Below are 19,491 nucleotides of genomic sequence, written 5' to 3'. Positions count from 1 at the left end.
ACAGTAATGACAATTGAGATAAAAGTTCCGGTTCTACCTGAGTCAGTTGCCGATGCCACCATTGCAACCTGGCACGTTAAGGCCGGTGACGCAGTTAAACGAGACCAGAACCTGGTTGATATTGAAACTGATAAAGTGGTTTTAGAAGTTGTGGCGCCAGCGGACGGTACAATTGGTGAGATCCTAAACGAAGAGGGTGCAACAGTTTTAGGCGAGCAAGTAATCGCAAAGCTAGAGAAGGGCGGCGCAGCTGCAGCTTCTGAGCCGAAAGCTAAGAGTGAGTCTAAAGAAGAGTCTAAAGAAGAAGCTGCTCCAGCGGCTTCTGGCAAAGCATCTGACGTGAAAGTACCTGTTCTTCCAGAATCTGTTGCTGATGCAACCATTGCTACTTGGCATGTTGCGGTAGGCGAAGCGGTGTCTCGTGACCAAAACTTGGTTGACATTGAAACTGACAAGGTCGTACTTGAAGTGGTAGCGCCTGCAGATGGTTCTCTTGCAGAAATCATCGCTGAAGAAGGCGCAACAGTGACAGCTGAAGAAGTTATTGCCAAGTTTGTTGAAGGCGCTGCAGGCGGTGCATCAGCACCAGCGGCTTCAGAAGAGAGCGATGACAACGACGAAAGCAGCGATGCGCTTAGCCCATCTGTACGTCGTCTTCTAGCTGAGAAAGGCGTAGATGCGTCTAAAGTTAAGGGTACGGGCAAAAATGGCCGTATCACTAAAGAAGACGTTGAAAAGTACCTAAAAGGTGGTGACAGTGCTCAAAAATCAGCGCCTGCATCAACCGAGTCAGCGCCAGCGGAATTGCCAACGGGCAACCGCACTGAGAAGCGTGTACCTATGACGCGTCTTCGTAAAACAATTGCTAATCGTCTTCTTGAAGCGAAAAACTCAACAGCAATGTTGACTACGTTTAACGAAGTCAACATGAAGCCTATTATGGACCTTCGTAAGCAGTATCAAGAAAGCTTCGAGAAGCGTCACGGTATTCGTCTTGGCTTTATGTCTTTCTACGTGAAAGCCGTAACTGAAGCGCTTAAGCGTTTTCCTGAAGTTAACGCGTCTATCGACGGTGATGATATTGTTTATCACAACTATTTCGATGTATCGATTGCTGTTTCTACACCGCGTGGCCTTGTGACACCAGTACTTAAAGATACTGACACACTGGGTATGGCGGGTGTTGAAAAAGGAATTAAGGAACTAGCACTTAAAGGCCGTGACGGTAAGCTGTCACTCGCTGAACTACAAGGTGGTAATTTCACAATCACCAACGGTGGTGTGTTTGGTTCACTAATGTCTACACCAATCATTAACCCGCCACAAAGCGCAATTCTTGGTATGCACAAAATCCAAGATCGCCCAATGGCAGTTAATGGCAAAGTAGAAATTCTACCAATGATGTACCTAGCGCTTTCTTATGACCACCGTATTATCGATGGTAAAGAATCGGTAGGGTTCTTGGTAACCGTTAAAGAGATGCTAGAAGATCCAACACGTCTATTACTAGACGTTTAAGGTTTTCATCTCGCGGAATTGTGGTTGGGTGCTTCGCATGCGTAAGTTTGCTTAGCACCTAACGCAACGCTGATATTTGCCCTATAATATCAGTCAAACTAATCAAGTCGCATTTGCGGCTTTTGTCTTACTAAAAATCGGATAGAAACACCATGAATTTGCATGAATACCAAGGTAAGCAGCTATTCAAAGAATACGGCTTGCCTGTTTCTGAAGGATACGCAGCAGACACTGCTCAAGGTGCTGTAGAAGCCGCTGACCGAATCGGCGGAGAAGAGTGGGTAGTTAAGTGTCAGGTACACGCGGGCGGTCGCGGTAAAGCTGGCGGTGTAAAGCTAGTTAAAAACAAAGACGACATTCGCGCTTTCGCTGAAAACTGGCTTGGCAGAAATTTGGTGACTTTCCAGACTGACGAAAACGGTCAGCCTGTGAGCAAAATCCTAGTTGAATCTTGCACAGATATCGCTAACGAGCTTTACCTTGGTGCAGTAGTTGACCGTACAACCCGTCGCGTTGTATTTATGGCATCTACTGAAGGTGGCGTTGAGATTGAAACTGTTGCAGAAGAAACCCCAGAGAAGATCCTTAAAGCTGAAATCGACCCAATCGTAGGTCCTCAGCCTTACCAAGCACGCGAAATGGCGTTTGCTCTTGGTCTTTCTGGCGTTCAAATTAAGCAATTCACTCAAATCTTCCTTGGCCTAGCTAAGATGTTTGAAGAGCTTGACGTTGCACTTATCGAAATTAACCCGTTAGTTATCAAAACTGACGGTAACCTACACTGCCTAGACGCAAAAGTAGGTATCGATGGTAACGCGCTATATCGTCAGCCTAAGCTGAAAGATATGCAAGATCCTTCGCAAGAAGACGCCCGTGAAGCTCACGCAGCTCAGTGGGAACTAAACTATGTTGCACTAGACGGTAACGTAGGTTGTATGGTTAACGGTGCTGGCCTTGCAATGGGTACTATGGACATCGTAAACCTACACGGCGGCAAGCCAGCTAACTTCCTAGACGTTGGTGGCGGCGCGACTAAAGAGCGTGTAGCTGAAGCATTCAAAATCATCCTTTCTGATGACAATGTTAAAGCGGTATTGGTTAACATCTTCGGTGGTATCGTACGCTGTGACATGATCGCAGAAGGTATTATCGGTGCGGTTAAAGAAGTTGGCGTAGAAGTACCAGTAGTTGTACGTCTTGAAGGTACCAATGCAGAGCTTGGCCGTGAAGTTCTAGCGAACTCAGGTCTTGATATCATTGCTGCTGAATCGCTAACTGATGCAGCACAGAAAGTTGTTGCTGCAGCGGAGGGCAAATAATGTCTGTATTAATTAATAAAGATACTAAAGTAATTTGCCAGGGTTTCACTGGCGGTCAGGGTACATTCCACTCTGAGCAAGCAATTGCTTACGGTACGCAAATGGTTGGTGGTGTAACACCAGGCAAAGGCGGTACTGAGCACTTAGGTCTTCCAGTATTCAATACTGTACGTGAAGCGGTAGAAGCAACTGGTGCAACTGCAACAGTAATCTACGTACCAGCGCCATTCTGTAAAGATTCAATTGTTGAAGCTGCAGATGCGGGTATCGAGCTAATCGTATGTATCACTGAAGGTATTCCAACGCTAGACATGCTTTACGTTAAAGAATACGTTGAAGCTAAAGGCGTACGCATGATTGGTCCAAACTGCCCAGGTGTTATCACTCCTGGAGAGTGTAAAATTGGTATCATGCCTGGTCACATCCACAAGCCTGGTAAAGTAGGTATTGTTTCTCGCTCTGGTACACTTACGTACGAAGCGGTTAAGCAAACTACAGACGAAGGTTTCGGCCAGTCTACTTGTGTTGGTATCGGTGGTGACCCAATTCCTGGTTCTAACTTCATCGACATCCTTCAGATGTTCCAAGACGATCCACAAACTGAAGCTATCGTAATGATCGGTGAGATCGGCGGTACTGCTGAAGAAGAAGCTGCGGCGTTCATCAAAGCGAATGTAACAAAGCCTGTTGTTTCTTACATTGCTGGTGTTACTGCTCCTCCAGGTAAGCGTATGGGTCACGCTGGTGCAATCATCGCAGGCGGTAAAGGTACTGCTGATGAGAAATTCAAAGCACTAGAAGACGCTGGCGTTAAAACTGTACGTTCACTTGCTGAAATCGGTAAGGCGCTTCGCGAGACTACAGGTTGGTAAGCTAACGCTTAACAATTTTGTGATAAAAGCCCGCTTTAAGCGGGCTTTTTTGTGCGCGCTTATTAACAACTCTGCAGAAATGCATGTAACAAAATTACAACTATCTGCCGTAAAAGCCCCGGTCAATCCACATTGTGTTGTTAAATTACATAAAGGCCTGCGCATCCTTTGTTAACGGCGTGTTGCACAAATTTTATTGAATACGTATGCAGGCAATTGTGTAAACCCTAGGTCCTCTATAGCATTATGCCGACGAGATGTATTGTCATTTAATTGTCATAAGAACAACAAAAAGACAACAACTATAACCGTATGGGACACCCGTTTTATGAAACAATTTAAACCCAACCTAATTAAAGCTGCGCTTATTTCAGGCGGTATGGCGTTTGGTAGTGCACCAGCATTTGCACAAGATGCAAACACTGATGCTGTTGATGAAGCAAATCTTGAAGTAATTCAAGTGAGCGGTATTCGCGGCAGCTTACAGCGTGCTCAAGCAATCAAAATGGATAACACCTCAATTGTTGAAGCGTTATCAGCAGAAGATATTGGTAAGCTACCAGATACCAGTATTGCAGAATCAATCGCACGTCTTCCTGGTGTAACTGGTGAACGTCGTAACGGTCGTACAAGTGGTATCTCTGTTCGTGGTTTTAACGAGAACTACGTTGGTACGTCACTAAACGGTCGTGAACTTCTAGGTATGGGTGATAACCGTGGGGTTGAGTTTGACCTTTATCCAACGGAAATCATTTCAAACATTCTGGTATACAAAACACCAGAAGCGGGCATGACTACCCAAAATATCGGTGGTTCAATTGACCTTCAAACGGTTAAGCCTCTAACGGCAGAAAGCACGTTTACCGTAAACGGCACGTTCGAAAAGAATGCTGAAGACTCTCCAAACCCAGATTTTGACAACGACGGTCACCGCATTTCTGTAAACTTTGTCGATCAATTTGCCGACGATACCATTGGTTTAGCGTTAACTGTTGCGAGCATGGAGTCGCCGCGCCAGGAGCAATACTTCCGCGGTTGGGGTTATGCAGATGTCGGTTTTGATAGTGAACTACGTGATTTGGATTCAGTGGAAGTACCTGCTGGAACTGTAGTCCTTGGTGGACATGACTCATTCCAGCGCTCAGCGATGCTTGAACGTGATTCAATAGCGGCAGTAGTTGAATGGGCTCCAACTGATAAATTGAATATTCAGCTAGATGCTCTTTACATCGACTTTGTTGAAAATGATGTGCGCCGAGGCGTTGAAGAAGGTGGCCCTGAGTGGGGCCCTAATCCGTATGTAATTACCGGTGTTGAAAATGGGCTTGTAACGAGTGGCTATACAAATGGCTTTTATAGTGTCGTTCGAAATGATGCGCGTCAACAAGATGCTGACTTAACAACGGTTGGTGTTAATGTCGAGTATCAAATTAATGACTCATGGACAGTAGAGCTAGACTACTCCACTGGTAAAGTAGAGAAAGAGATCATAGAGGTAGAGAGCTATTCTGGTGTCGGTCGTGCCGGTATTGACGGACGTCCCCTTACTGCACGCAGTTGGGAAATGACGTCTTCTGGCGTACTGTTTTCTGACCACCCAACCATTGCACCGGTTGACCTTACCGACCCAACACTTATTAGCCTTGCAGGTCCGCAAGCCTGGGGAGCACCACCTTTACTAGAGTCTGACGGACAAGACGGCTTCGTAAACCAACCGTTTTTTGAAGAAGAGCTTGATACCCTTCGTTTCGACGTTAAGGGTTATGTAGATTGGGGTGTGGTAACAGGCCTTTCTGCAGGTGTTGTTTACTCTGACCGCTCAAAATCTAAAGATAACAATGGTGCATATCTTACAGCGCCTTCTTATCCAGATGATGCAGCAATTCCCGATGTGCTTGGTGTAACTAACCTTAATTTTATCGGCATTAATGGTGTGCTTGCATATGACTCACTGGCGTTATATGAAAGTGGATATTACATTGAAAACGATGCGAGCCGTGTTCAAAATGACCGTCTAGGTGATACTTACACCGTTGATGAAGAACTACTTACTTTATACACCAAACTAGACCTAGAGATGGAATTTGGTGATATTTGGGTGCGCGGTAACGTAGGCCTGCAAGTAGTAAGTGCGGATCAAGAATCTACAGGCTTTGCTACTACATCAGATACAGTAGGGTACACGATTGCAAACCCTATATCGGGTGGCACTGATTATACAGATGTGCTTCCAACACTTAATTTATCTGCAGAAGTTGCTGAAGGTCAATTTGTACGCTTGGGCTTAAGCAAAGTAATTTCTCGTCCTCGTATGGATGATATGCGTCCGAATACACAAGTTACATTTGCTTTCAATGACGGACAGATAACTAGCGATAGACTTGAAAATGGCCCATGGAGTGGTAGTGCGGGCAACCCTGAGCTGCGACCACTTGAGGCTAATCAATTTGACTTGGCGTACGAAAACTACTTTGCGGATACGGGCTATGTGGCTGTGTCTTTCTTCTATAAGGATATAAAAAACTGGCATCGCGACACTTCAATTGTAGAAGATTTTAGTGAATTTTATATTCCAGATTTGCACAAAGGCTCTGAAGGTCAAACTCCAGTGCTATTTGAGGGGCAAGTTAACCGAGTATTGGATGGGTTCGAGGGGTTTGTGCGTGGTTACGAACTTCAGGGTTCACTACCCTTTGACATGATCCACAATTCACTCGAAGGTTTTGGCTTGTTCGCGAGTGCAACCTTCATGGATGGTGAAGTTGACGCGGCACCTGGCCAAACTGAAACACGTATTCCTGGCTTGTCTGAAGAGTCGTACAGTATGACTTTCTTTTATGAAAATGCTGGCTTTGAGTTCCGTTTGGCTGCAACAAAACGCGATCAGTTCCTGACTGAGGAAAGAGGTACAAGTCTTGCGCTTGTTGATGCAACAAAGCAAGGCGGTACGCTTGTTGATGCACAAATTGGCTATGACTTTAGCGAGTCTGGTATCGAATATCTAGAAGGCCTACGTGTTACTTTACAAGCACAGAACCTGACCGATGAAGATGATATTCAAGCGTCCGCGGCTGACGGCCGTCAAATCACGCAGTTCCAAACTTATGGAACGAACTACTTGCTAGGATTTAACTACAAGTTCTAATTTCTTCGTGTGTGTAAAGCCACCTGCTGCTTTTTGTTTTAGCTTGTGCTAAAAGAGAGAGCAAATGGTGGCTTTTCTTTTTGTATGAAAGGAACCCTTCAAAATTTTTGGTACGAATTGCGAGAAGTTTATGCAAGATCCTCATAATAAACCGATAAAGCGTGTAGTGATTGCCGGCGGTGGAACGGCTGGTTGGTTAGCTGCATCATTAATGAAAAAGGTGTTGGGTAAAGCAGTTGATATTACTCTGGTTGAATCTGAAGCGATTGGTACGGTCGGTGTTGGCGAAGCTACCATCCCCCCAATACGCCTAGTAAACCAAGTGTTAGGTATCGACGAAGCACAGTTTCTTCATGATACTAAAGCAACGATAAAACTTGCTATACGGTTCGAAAATTGGAAAACGAAGGGTGAAAGCTACTATCACACCTTTGGTGCGCCGGGCAAAAGCATGGCATTTTGTCATTTTCATCACTATTGGGTAAAGGCGCGCCAGCAAGGCCTAAAAGACGACCTGTGGGATTTTGACCTAAATTACCATGCCGCTGAATCGGGACGATTTGCGCAGATAAATGCCAAAGACCCAGTCGTTGAGCTACCTTTCGCCTATCATTTTGACGCCAGTTTATACGCTCAGTATTTACGAAAGCTGAGTGAAAATATGGGGGTTGTACGCAAAGAAGGTAAAATTTCACGTGTTCAACGTTTTACCGACAGCGGTTTTATTCAAGCACTTCACTTAGAAAGGGGGGACGTGGTTGAAGGGGACTTATTTGTTGATTGCACGGGCTTTAAGGGGCTATTGATAGAGGAAGCGCTGGGCGCTGGCTACGACGATTGGTCTCACTTACTTCCTTGTGATAGTGCCATTGCTGTACCGTCTGAGCGACATGAAAAAACCGCGCCTTACACGCGCTCTATTGCCCACGATGCGGGTTGGCAATGGAGGATCCCACTGCAACACAGAAATGGTAATGGCCACGTATATAGTTCACGCTATATCAGTGATGATCAGGCCTGTGACACCTTGTTGTCAAACTTAGATACCAAACCATTGGGCGACCCTAAACTGATAAAGTTTACGACGGGCAGACGACGTAAGCAGTGGTACAAAAACGTAGTAGCAGTAGGTCTATCAAGTGGATTCTTAGAGCCACTTGAATCTACCAGTATTCACCTCATTCAATCTGCAATTGTTCGCTTAATTCAGTTGTTTCCCCACAACGGCTTTGCACCGAGTTTGGAAACGGAATATAACAAGCAGTCTGAATTAGAGTTTGAACAAATCAGAGATTTTCTTGTTTTGCATTACACCGTAAATGAGCGAACCGATAGCGCCTTTTTCAATGACATGCGAAATATTACTTTGCCCGATTCCCTAGCACATAAAATTGCGTTGTTTAAAGAAAGCGGAAATCTGCTACGAGAACAAAATGATCTATTCCTTGAAAGCTCATGGCTACAGGTATTGTACGGTCAGGGGATCACTCCTAAGGATTATCACGGTTTGGTAGACAGTGTGCCTGAAGTTCAGTTAAATCAAATGTTAACAAGGTTATTGGAAATCAAAAAAGAGCCCATTGCTAAGCTGCCGACACATGACGAGTATATAAATGGGATGGTTGCAAAGTATAAACGCGCAATGAGTTGAATAATTTCATATGGTTAGAAGTGCTGCGAACGAACGCATTAGCTAACTAAACAGGTAAAGGATAAAGCAGCCAAAAGGCTGCTTTATTCGTTTTTAAGGATGAATTGTTACAATTATGCTGGTTTTTTACTGGTAAATTAAAAATATGTTGCGCCGATGTAAATGAATACGTATGCATAGCATTGCTCCCTTTTTATACAAAACAGTAGTATTTGGTGTTGAACCATAAGAGGCATTTTTGGGGGTGGTAGTCCTAAAAGTGTCGATAATAAACAAGGAATGGGACACCAATGAAAACATTCAAACCCAGCACTATCATGGCGGCCTTGATAAGTAGTGGGGTCGCGTTTAGCGCAGCTCCTCTTTATGCCCAAGAGTCACCAGACACCTCACTAGACGAAGTTGAACGACCACAAGAAGATACCCTAGAGCGTATTGAAGTACGTGGTTTTAGTACCAGCTTGATCCAATCACTAAACCAGAAACGCTTCTCCGATACGGTTTCTGAACAAATATCTGCAGACGATTTGGGCGGACTTCCCGATGTGTCGATGGCGGATGCACTGACCCGCTTGCCGGGTATCTCTGCGGTAAGAACCGGGGGGCAAGCCGCGCAGATAAACATTCGTGGTCTATCCGGTGACTTTGTGTTTTCTACATTAAACGGTAGAGAGCAGGTATCGACCAGCGGAAGCCGGGCAATTGAGTTTGATCAGTATCCTTCAGAGCTTATTAGTGAGGCGGCGGTTTATAAATCTCCCAAGGCATCGCTTATTGAGGGGGGTATAGCGGGTACGGTAGAACTTAAAACTGCCTCACCACTTGCCATTGAAGAGCAGCATAAATTCAGCGCCAACATGCGTGGCATGTACAACGATAGAGCGTCAGAGGTGAGTGATGCTACAGAGTATGGACATAGACTGAGTTTTTCATATCAAGGTAAATTCCTTGACGATACGCTAGGTGTATCACTAGGTTATGCTCGTTTATTCCAACCGAGCGTTTCTACTCAATTCATTGGTTTAGCTTATAACGGTCAAGTTGATGTAGACGGACTTGAAGGTGATATAGACGGGCCAGCAGATTGCCCCAATTGTGAACTCATTTCAGAAGGCTTTGAAATGCAGCACAAGGGCGGGGAAGAGACTCGCGATGGTTACGTTGCCGCGTTTGAATGGGCACCTATCGATACCTTTACACTTAAAGCTGATGCTTTTATCTCGAAATTTGACTCCGAAGCCTTTGCACGTGGGTTTCGCGTTAATCTAGGTGGAATAAACGCTGGTATAACTAATCCTGTAGTAGTAAACAACAGCGTAATTGGCGGCACATTTTCTCGTGCAGACAACAGCTTTACCCGTGTTGAGTTGGTAAACGACGACAATCAAGATTTCGACAGTGTTACCAACTTGGGCGTGAATGCTAGTTGGGAGATATCGCCAGATTTAGCGGTTCAGTTTGACGTCTCCCGCTCAAGTGCTGAAAGCGACTTTAGAAACGGCTTACTGTGGTCGCTTGTTGGCGAAGACGCGACAGCGGCAAACCCCGTGTTCGACGAAAACGTTCAAATTTCTTATTTGCTCAACGGACTAAACTTACCTGATATCGGTTTTAATCAAAGTGATGCTTTTACAGACTTAGACCGTGTAATGGTAAGTAAATACGGCATTTATCCGTATGAAAACAAAGATGAGTTAGACGCCTATCGCGTAGACTTCCAATATTATGTCGATGTGCCAATCATTTCAGGCTTTGAATTTGGCTATCGTTATTCAGACCGGGAATATAACAATGACCGCTCTGTGTTTGAATACGGCAATGACAGTGCATTTTCAGTCAGCGAACCGCCACTTCAGTTAACTTCTGATATGGTCGAAGAGGTAAATTGGAGCGGTGATTTTGGTTATTTTCCAAGTTATCTTTCCGTTGATCTAGACAGTGCACTTAATGCTTGGTTTCCAAACGGTAGGCCACACCCTGTTCAAACGTGGGGACCTGGCGCTGCCGGCGTTATTAATGGTCCAGGTACAGGGCCAGCTACTGCGTGGACGCTACAAGAAAGTGGCGATGTATTTGAAACTGTGAATTCTGCTTACTTGATGGCAAACATTAATACAGAAATTGGCAGTATTCCTGTTACAGGTAATGTTGGTGTTCGTTACGTTAAAAGTAAACAAAGTTCAACGACGCTACAGCGTGCTACTCAGTTAATTGAAGACCTTGAGACCGGAACGTCGGTTGAAGTTAGTGACCCTACGGCTGGTGCACAAAACATTATCGACGACGTAGGGTTGATTAATAACTTTTATCGCCCAGCCTTGATAAGTCATGAATATTCTGACGTTTTGCCTTCAATTAACCTGAACTTTAAACTTTCAGATGACACGCAACTTCGTGTAGCTGCTGCAAAGGTGATGGGCAGAGCGCCAATAAACCGTTTTGCAGCAAATGCGTCAACCACTATTGAAACGGTTACCGCTTTCCAAGACAGAGACTCGGGTGAAATTGCGCTTTCTAACCCCACGGCAAGGGTTAGCGGTAACGCCCGTAACAGCCCGTATTTAGAGCCATTCTATGCAACTCAATACGACGTTTCGTGGGAGTATTATTTCTCAGATACGGAAGGCGCATTAGTTGTCGCTGGCTTTTATAAAGACATTGAATCGTTCGTAGAAGACATCGAAATAGAGCCTTATGATTTTGAAGCAAACGGCATTGTAATTCCTGACAATGTAAGTGTGCCGGTTTACTTGACGCCAGAGTTTGCAGGACAGGAAGCCGAACTAGCGCTTGATGAAAATGGCGACCCTATCTTTATTACCGTCCCTACTGAAAATGGTAGCTACAGCACAGCCGTAAACAATGCCGAAGGTGGCTATATTCGCGGTTTAGAAATCGCCTATACGCAAATTTATAGCATGCTGCCTGGTATGTGGTCAGGCTTAGGCGTTAGCGCAAGTTACTCTTACACCGAAAGTGAAATTCAACGCACGCTAGGTGATGACGTGTATGCCGCTAACTTACCAGGTCTTTCTGAAAACGTTGCTACGCTAACCGTGTTTTGGGAATACGAAGGTTTTGAAACTCGCTTGTCTAGCCGATATCGCGACGCATTTGTTTCGCAGCAAGTAGCGGTAAACGATCAGGTGGTTAATTTTGATGAAGAATTGGTTATTGATTACCAAGCGTCGTACGAGATTAACGACAATTGGAGCGTACTATTTCAAGTTAACAACCTAACAGACGAGCCAACGAAGAGCTATTTCTCATCAGAAGAGCAAACCGGCACTATCCAATACTTTGGTACGCAATATTACCTAGGGATGACATATCAACTATGAAAAACAGCATCTTAGGTAATTTATTTAGCAACACGAAGGAATATTCGGTTGCCAAAAGTAGCGAAAAAATTCAGGAGAATTCTATGTTTACTAAAAAAAGAGTAGTGCGCGCTGCGTTACTCGTAGTAGGCGCATATACACTTGCAGGTTGCGGTGGCTCGGGCGTAGAGTCGGGCACGAACGATCTGCTTACCTGTGAGGTTCCAAATGTACCTAATTCAACCGGTACGGCTTGTGAACCGCCACCACCTATTCAATGCGATGCGCCGCTCGTACCTAATGAAGCGAACGATGCATGTGAAGCCGGTGCTGATCCAAGTTTACCTGCACCTGTATTTACCCCTTCATCTAATCAAGCTGTACTTTATTATAATCGGGCTGCTGTTGACGCTGATAACTCAAGTAACGATGCAGCTTATGAAGGCTGGAGACTACATACTTGGAACAATGACGAGTGTGATGCTTATGCTGACGCAGACACGGATTGGGCCAACGGTCGCATTCATAGCGGTATCGATCCTAACTATGGTGCGTATTGGATTCTAGACCTTAAAGAAGGGTATGGAAGCTGTCACAATTTCATCATCCACAAAGGCACTGACGATGCCGGAAAAGAAATGGGGGGCGGAAACTTCCAGGGTTCTTTAGTACAAGATGATGAAACATTTGTACGCATGAATTTTACCCTCTCTGGCGAGGCAACCATATTCGAGTTTCCTATCATGTCTCTTGGTCCTCAGCCTGTTGATATCGAGGGTTTTGGCGCGCATTGGTTAGATGCCAACACTATTTTATGGGACGTACCTGAAACCGTTTCAGAGGTGAAACTTCACTATTCAGCAGAGGCTGACTTAGAGAGTACGCTGGAAGAGGGTATTAACGGTACTCAAGTAACGTTAATGAGTACAACACTTACCGAAGAGCAATCTGCCCGTGCGCCGCACTTATCTGCTATGCAGGCTTGGGAAGGCGACTGGTCGGTTGAAGATGCTAAAACCGTGTTGACGACACAAGCCGTAGTAGGGGGTTACGATGCTGACGGTGCGCTTGTTGTTGCGACCGGGATCCAACTGGCTAACGGAATAGACGCACTATATACGCTCGGTGAAGACGATGCTGACGAAGCTCAACTTGGTGGTATCTACTCTGATACAGGTATTACTGCCGCATTGTGGGCGCCTACTGCTTCAAATGTTGATCTTCTGATTTATAACGACAACAAGACATTAAGCCAACGTATTGATATGGTTCGCGATGATACGTCTGGTGTCTGGCGTCATGAAGGCGATATGTCCCTTGACCGTCAGCTTTACCGTTATGAAGTTACCGTCTATCACCCTATTACGGGGAATGTAGAAACGCTGCTTGTTACAGACCCATATTCTGTGTCACTAAGCACAAACGGCCGTTTCTCTCGCTTCGTAAATCTAGCTGATGATGATTTAAAACCACAAGGCTGGGATACTCATACTATTCCGACGGTTGAAAATTATGAAGATGCAGTCATTTACGAAGGGCACGTTCGTGACTTTAGCGTACGTGATATGTCTACGTCTGAGGAAAATAGAGGTAAATACCTTGCCTTTACTGAAGAGGGCACTGCACCGGTTGAGCACCTTAAAAAGCTTGTTGAAGCAGGGCTTACTTACTTCCATATACTCCCAGCAAATGACATTGCAACCATCGATGAGGATCCAACAAAAACGGTAGATTTATACGATACGGTAGGCAAACTGTGTCGCTTAAATAGCAGTGCTGCTGTATGTGAAGAAGAAAGCGCTGATGCATTGCTAATTGACGTTTACAACGGTTACGATCCTTTATCTCAAGCGGGTAAAGCTCAGCAGCTTACTAATGATTTACGTAATCTAGATACATTTAACTGGGGCTATGATCCTCATCACTTTAACGCGCCGGAAGGCAGCTATGCGTCGAGTGCAGAGGGTGTAGAACGCATTGTAGAAATGCGCGCCATGATCCAAGCACTTCACGAGATGGGGCTACGTGTTGCACTTGATGTAGTCTATAACCATACCAATGCGTCGGGTGTTTTCAGTAAGTCAGTATTAGACAAAGCGGTACCGGGCTACTATCACCGATATGAAGTGGATACGGGTGCGATTGTTCGTGAAACGTGCTGTGATGACACAGAGCCTCGCAATGTCATGATGGAAAAGTTCATGGAAGACTCGCTGCTAATGTGGACTGAGCATTATAAGTATGATTCATTCCGTTTCGACATCATGAGCCAAGCTACAAAAGACACTATGGTACGCTTGCGTGATGCAGTCCAAGCTATCGATGCTGACAACTATTTCTACGGTGAAGGCTGGACTAAAATAGACCGCGGTTACGAGCAAGCGAGCCAGCTCAATATGGCTGGTACCGAGATTGGTACCTATAACGACCGTATTCGCGAAGCTATTCGCCAAGGCGTTATCTTTAGGCCGGAAGATGAAGGGCTATTAAGCGCGCAAGACCGTGTAAAAATGGGCATGATCGGAACGTTAAAAGACTATGTTTTGGAGACGTCTTCAGGAAGTGCAGGCGCTACCAGTAACTTAGGCGGCTATGCAGAAGATCCTGCGGATATCATTAACTACGTGTCGAAGCACGATAATGAAACATTGTGGGATCAGTTAAACTATACGCTTCCACAAGATATTACTCTAGAACAGCGGGTTCGTGCCCAAAATGTAGCAATGGGTATTAATCTAGTGTCTCAGGGAATTCCATTTTTACAAATGGGCGGCGACATGCTTCGCTCAAAATCAATGGATAGAAATACCTATGATGCGGGCGACTGGTTTAACTACGTCGATTTCACCTACGAAACGAACAATTGGAACGTAGGTTTACCGTTGGCACAAGACAACGAAGCCCGTTGGGAAGAAATGGGTGAATTCATTTACAATCCAAATCGCGCGGCCTCAATGGCAGATATAATGTTTGCCTCTGATGTGTTTGCAGAATTGCTTAATATTAGAATGACAAGTCCGCTGTTTAGATTAACCACCGCTGAAGACATCATCGACCGTATAGGTTTCCATAATATTGGCGAACGCCAGCAGCGTGGTCTTATAGCGATGAGTATTGATGACGGCATATCTGAAAACAGCGAAGTACCTCGCCAAGATTTAGACATGATGAATGATGCGGTTATGGTGCTAGTGAATACAGGGTATGAAGAGAAGTCTATCACGGTAAACACAGCAACAGGTTTTTCGCTTCACGCCACACAAATGAATTCTGTCGATGCTGCGGTACGCGGCGCCACATTTGTAGAAGGTGAGGATGGTAATGGAACCTTTACCGTTCCTGCACTAACTATTGCTGTGTTCGTAAAACCACAGTCTGGAGCCCAAGGTTATGGACTATCAGCGTATGCCACGTCTGGTGCGCCTGATGTTGTTCCTTACGGCGACACCATCGCTTACCTGCGTGGAGATATGAATGGTTGGTCAACGGATGATGCATTTGCCTATCAGGGTGACGGTAAGTACACCGTAACAGCTACACTTGAAGGTGGCGTTACATATGGATTCAAATTCGCATCTGAAGATTGGAGTACAGTGAACTTTGGCGCAGCGGATGGTGAAGAAGGTACGGTAATAGCGGGTGAAGAAAAGGTTCTTGCACGTACTAATACCAACCTTTCATTTACACCAGCGACGAGCGCGACCTACCTGTTTACTATTGATGCGACTGATAGCGAAGCACCAATCCTTATGGTAGAGAACGAAGAGCCCTATGTTGGCACACCAGTGTATCTTCGTGGTGCAATGAACGACTGGGGTACGGCTGAGGAGTTTGCTTACCAAGGCGGACGTGTTTACACTTTCTCTCGTGATGTTGAGCCAGGGACTTACGAGTTTAAGGTTTCTTCAGAAGATTGGAATACCGTGAACTTCGGTGCGATCTCAGCCGATGATTCAGATCGCAACCTTGCGCCTGGTCAGACATTGGGACTCGCCGCCACTAACGACAATCTTATTTTGAACATTGAAACCGCAGACCGCTATGTGTTCGTATTCAACGTCACTGATTTAGATGCGCCAACCATTGGTGTATTTAAAGAAGCGTTTTGGGGCGACACTCAAGTTTATATTCGTGGTGGTATGAATGGCTGGGGAGCGGTCGATATGTTTGAATATCAAGGAGAAGGTGTTTATACCGCAGACATTGAATTGAGCGCAGGTAGTATTGAATTCAAAGTCGCTTCTGAAGACTGGTCGACAGTAAACCTTGGCAGCCCGAACGATGCAGCAAGCAACGTAGTAACGCCTAGCGAGCCGAAAATACTTGGCGCAAGTAACAATAATCTCATGATTGAAGTTGCGGAGTCTGGGCTTTATGAATTTAAAGTGTCAGGCCCTGATGGAAATGCGCCAACGTTAACGATAACGATGAAATAAACGACCTCGTTATGAAAAAATTGTAAAACCGCGACATCGTTCGCGGTTTTTTATTTTGGTACCTCTTTTAACATGGCACATCTCTTGTACTTTGAAATTCTGTAAAATCATGTAGGATGAAGTTTGTCATAGGTGGTCTTACCAGATAAAAGCGTATTTCAAAAGGAGATGGAAAATGAAAAGTGCACTGGTAGTAGAAGGGGGCGCGATGCGTGGCATATTTGCAGCTGGCGTACTCGATAAATTTATGGAGCATGATTATTACGCGTTCGATTTCACCCTGGGGGTTTCGGCGGGCGCAACTAACCTCTCTACGTATGTATCTAAAATGCCGGGTTTGAGTAAAACCATCATTACTCAATATGCCACCAAACGAGAATTCTTCAGCCCATTACGCTTCATCAAAGGCGGGCATATGACGGATGTCCACTGGCTTTGGCATCATTCAAAACAGTCTATGAATATCCCTGCACCTGGCGAGAAAAGCTGCATGCCCTTGTTTGTTGGAATTACTAATGCAGACTCTGGAGAGTGCGAATATATTCAAGCGACAAAAGATAATGTAGACGATTTGATGGTGGCATCATGTGCGTTACCAACGGCGTACCGCGATGAAATAACCATTAACGGTACGCGTTATTTAGATGGTGGTGTCGCTGACGCTATTCCCGCTATACAAGCGTATAAAATGGGGGCGAGAGATATTACTGTAATCTTGTCTCAACCCGTGGGTTTCACGAAGCCTGAAGTTAAATCGCCATGGTTGATGCAAAAGATGTACAAAAACCAACCCGCATTGCTTGAAAAAATGCTGCAACGGGCCTCCATTTATAACGACACCCTTGCGTTTCTTAACAGCCCTCCTAGCGACTGTACCATTCGCGTAATTGCACCCGATGAGGCGTTTTGTGTAAAACGGTTAACCATGGACAAAAAGAAACTTTTAAAAGGTTACGGGCAGGGTAGGCGTATGGCAAGGCGCTATCTTAAGCTTTCAAGTGGGAACGGTTTTAGACATCAAAAAAAGGTAGCGTTGTAAAAGCAACCTATCTTTATCAATTATTTGTGTCTGCAAACAGCAACAAATCGAACAAAAGCCCACGTTTCTACTGGGCTTTTTTGTTAACGTTAAAAAATTTGCTATTTTTCAGATTCTTACGATGTTTCTTTTTTGCAACAGCTGCGGGGAGTAAGTTGCTTTAACGTGTCTGAAGTGAATTATTCTTAAACGTATCACCGCCTACTTTCCTTAAATTTTTCCCTCGAATACTAACCGGCTGCCTACTTTTAACGCTATTGCGTTGAAAAGACTAAACCCTAAGCCTCTGATCTCATGACTATTTACATAATTGTCACCGTGTAGGTATGTAAAGTTTGCACGCATTGTGTAATTCTTTCATTAACTTGGTCTGCAAATTGCTCAATACGATGTGTATGCACACGTGAGAAATGTCGCGAAGTAATCTGACATTAAAAAATTAGCTTCTCGTCTCGTTGTAGCCTTAAAACATAAGAACAAGTAGAAAAATGGGAGAACGTGGGGCCTTCTTATAAAATCGGTAAAAATAGCGCGATTAGCGCTTATCTAGGCTTTAAAGTGTTGAAAATGCGCTGTTTTAGAGAGCGCTTATTATACTTAAGGTTACTTTTTACGCGTTGATCTAGAAGCATTAAGTCATACGTGGCACTATCAAAATTAAATAAGAAAAAAACAAAAAACGTGCAAATAAAAAATCAAAAAATATCAATTGGGTTAGTTAGTGAACCCTAAAAATCCAGTAAATGTTGCATCAATTCTACGAGCGGCGGGTTGCTATGGCGTAGCGAGTGTATTTTACACAGGCCAGCGCTATCGCTTCGCTAAGGATTTCAATGCAGACACTAAAGCGTTTCATAAAACCATTCCAACGATAGGTGTAGATAACCTGCGCGATGTTATTCCGCAACATGCGTCTGTCGTTGCAGTGGAGTTAGTAGAAGGCGCAACGCCGCTTCCCTCATTTGAGCATCCGGAAAATGCGTTTTATTTACTTGGTCCGGAGGATGGAAGTATTGGTGAAGACATCTTGTCTTGGTGCGATCACGTCGTGTACGTGCCCACCTATTCGTGTATGAATTTAGCGGCCACTGCAAATGTATTACTGTATGACCGCTTAGCGAAGTCTGATTATGTAAGCGGGGATGCGCTTATCAGACAAAGCCGAGATACCAATAACAAAGCAAAAATAAATTAAACGTTAACTAAAGGCTGTCGTTGCGACCAGGAAGTTACCCACAAGCCTAATAACAAATTAATTCAGGGGAACTTTACATTGAAGATAAGAACAGTGAATGCAATGCGTGCATTTAACGGTGCTGTATTAAGCACATTAAATAAACTGCCTACGCAACTTTCAAAAGTGCTTCCAAAACGACTTTCGCTTGAGCAAAGTATTTCCGATTTCTTCTTTAGCCGTTATGAACTAGTGATTGCTAACGAAGAAAGCGAAAAGCAAGAAAGTTATAAAACACGGCATAAGGTTTATTGTGAAGAGATGAACTTTGAGCAAACCAATGCTACTGCTCTTGAAAAAGATAAGTTCGACGACCGCGCTATAAACTGCTACATCAAACATCTTCCAACAGGGGAGTGCGCAGGTACAATACGTTTAGTTTTACCGACCAATGCTGGTCTTTCACTTCCCTTAGAAGAGAAATGCAAAGATGCATTTGAAGACGGTACGTTACTTCCCTCTAATTTAGCACCGCAAAGCGTATGTGAAATATCGCGTTTAGCGATACCAAGAGAATTTAGAGTACGCCAGATGCGCTCTAAGATTTTGCCCTCAGAGAAGTTAGAAAAAGCTAAAAAGAAAAGTACTACATCGTTTAACCTAGAACATTTTCCCTATCTTTCTATCGCGCTTTATTTAATGGCAACCAGCGTATGTCAGCACCTAAATGTAGAGCATGCCTATGTACTTATGGAGCCAAAGCTTGCGCGACGTATGAAAGCATTTGGTATTCATTTTGAGCCTGTGGGTGAGGCTATTGAGTTTAATGGCAAACGAATGCCATATCGATTGTCGCCTAGCGTGCTTCTTGAAGAGATTGCAAAGCCTTTAAAAGGTTTTCATATGAAGATTCACAATAGACTACAAAACGCCCTTCAAGCTATGGATACTCCACAGGTACCAACTGTACAGTATACACCGCAACCCCGACGCGTTGCGCACGCAGCCTAGTTAGTA

At 44.6% G+C, this 19,491-nt stretch carries 9 protein-coding genes and 1 pseudogene; all 10 read left to right on the top strand.

Annotated elements, in window-relative coordinates; translation table 11 throughout:
- Positions 1–6: 6 nt before the first annotated feature.
- The 10 genes and pseudogenes from odhB to ACX5J7_RS05850 all read left to right on the top strand — a co-directional run bounded on the left by odhB (position 7) and on the right by ACX5J7_RS05850 (position 19,485).
- The gene (gene odhB, locus ACX5J7_RS05895) at positions 7–1,518 is read left to right on the top strand and encodes a 2-oxoglutarate dehydrogenase complex dihydrolipoyllysine-residue succinyltransferase (protein WP_015067210.1); all 1,512 of its coding nucleotides are present in this window, start codon (positions 7–9) and stop codon (positions 1,516–1,518) included.
- 152 nt (positions 1,519–1,670) lie between these two features.
- Entirely contained in the window at positions 1,671–2,837 is a 1,167-nt protein-coding gene (sucC, locus tag ACX5J7_RS05890; protein WP_498706429.1) for an ADP-forming succinate--CoA ligase subunit beta, read from the top strand.
- On the top strand, positions 2,837–3,709 hold the full coding sequence (gene sucD, locus ACX5J7_RS05885) for a succinate--CoA ligase subunit alpha (protein WP_012518366.1): 873 nt from the start codon (positions 2,837–2,839) through the stop codon (positions 3,707–3,709). The genes sucC and sucD overlap by 1 nt, the downstream gene beginning before the upstream one ends.
- Before the next feature lie 328 nt (positions 3,710–4,037).
- On the top strand, positions 4,038–6,854 hold the full coding sequence (locus ACX5J7_RS05880; protein ID WP_278384200.1) for a TonB-dependent receptor: 2,817 nt from the start codon (positions 4,038–4,040) through the stop codon (positions 6,852–6,854).
- A gap of 130 nt (positions 6,855–6,984) precedes the next feature.
- Positions 6,985–8,505, top strand: coding sequence for a tryptophan halogenase family protein (locus tag ACX5J7_RS05875; RefSeq protein WP_239241611.1), 1,521 nt, complete (start codon positions 6,985–6,987; stop codon positions 8,503–8,505).
- A gap of 290 nt (positions 8,506–8,795) precedes the next feature.
- Positions 8,796–11,846 (top strand): TonB-dependent receptor, encoded by a 3,051-nt coding sequence (locus tag ACX5J7_RS05870; RefSeq protein WP_498706427.1) that lies wholly within the window; start codon positions 8,796–8,798, stop codon positions 11,844–11,846.
- A gap of 83 nt (positions 11,847–11,929) precedes the next feature.
- The gene (locus ACX5J7_RS05865) at positions 11,930–16,261 is read left to right on the top strand and encodes an alpha-1,6-glucosidase domain-containing protein (protein ID WP_498706425.1); all 4,332 of its coding nucleotides are present in this window, start codon (positions 11,930–11,932) and stop codon (positions 16,259–16,261) included.
- Positions 16,262–16,436: 175 nt separating this feature from the next.
- Complete coding sequence (locus ACX5J7_RS05860) at positions 16,437–17,300, top strand: patatin-like phospholipase family protein (protein WP_015067215.1); 864 nt, start codon at positions 16,437–16,439, stop codon at positions 17,298–17,300.
- Positions 17,301–17,981: 681 nt separating this feature from the next.
- Positions 17,982–18,495: pseudogene (locus ACX5J7_RS05855) on the top strand (RNA methyltransferase).
- A gap of 78 nt (positions 18,496–18,573) precedes the next feature.
- Positions 18,574–19,485, top strand: coding sequence for a PEP-CTERM/exosortase system-associated acyltransferase (locus ACX5J7_RS05850; RefSeq protein WP_278384208.1), 912 nt, complete (start codon positions 18,574–18,576; stop codon positions 19,483–19,485).
- The last annotated feature ends 6 nt before the right edge of the window (positions 19,486–19,491 follow it).

The organism is Alteromonas infernus, from assembly GCF_902705815.1.
The sequence above is the reverse complement of the archived record's forward strand: the minus strand, read 5'-3'. Positions and strand labels throughout refer to the sequence as shown.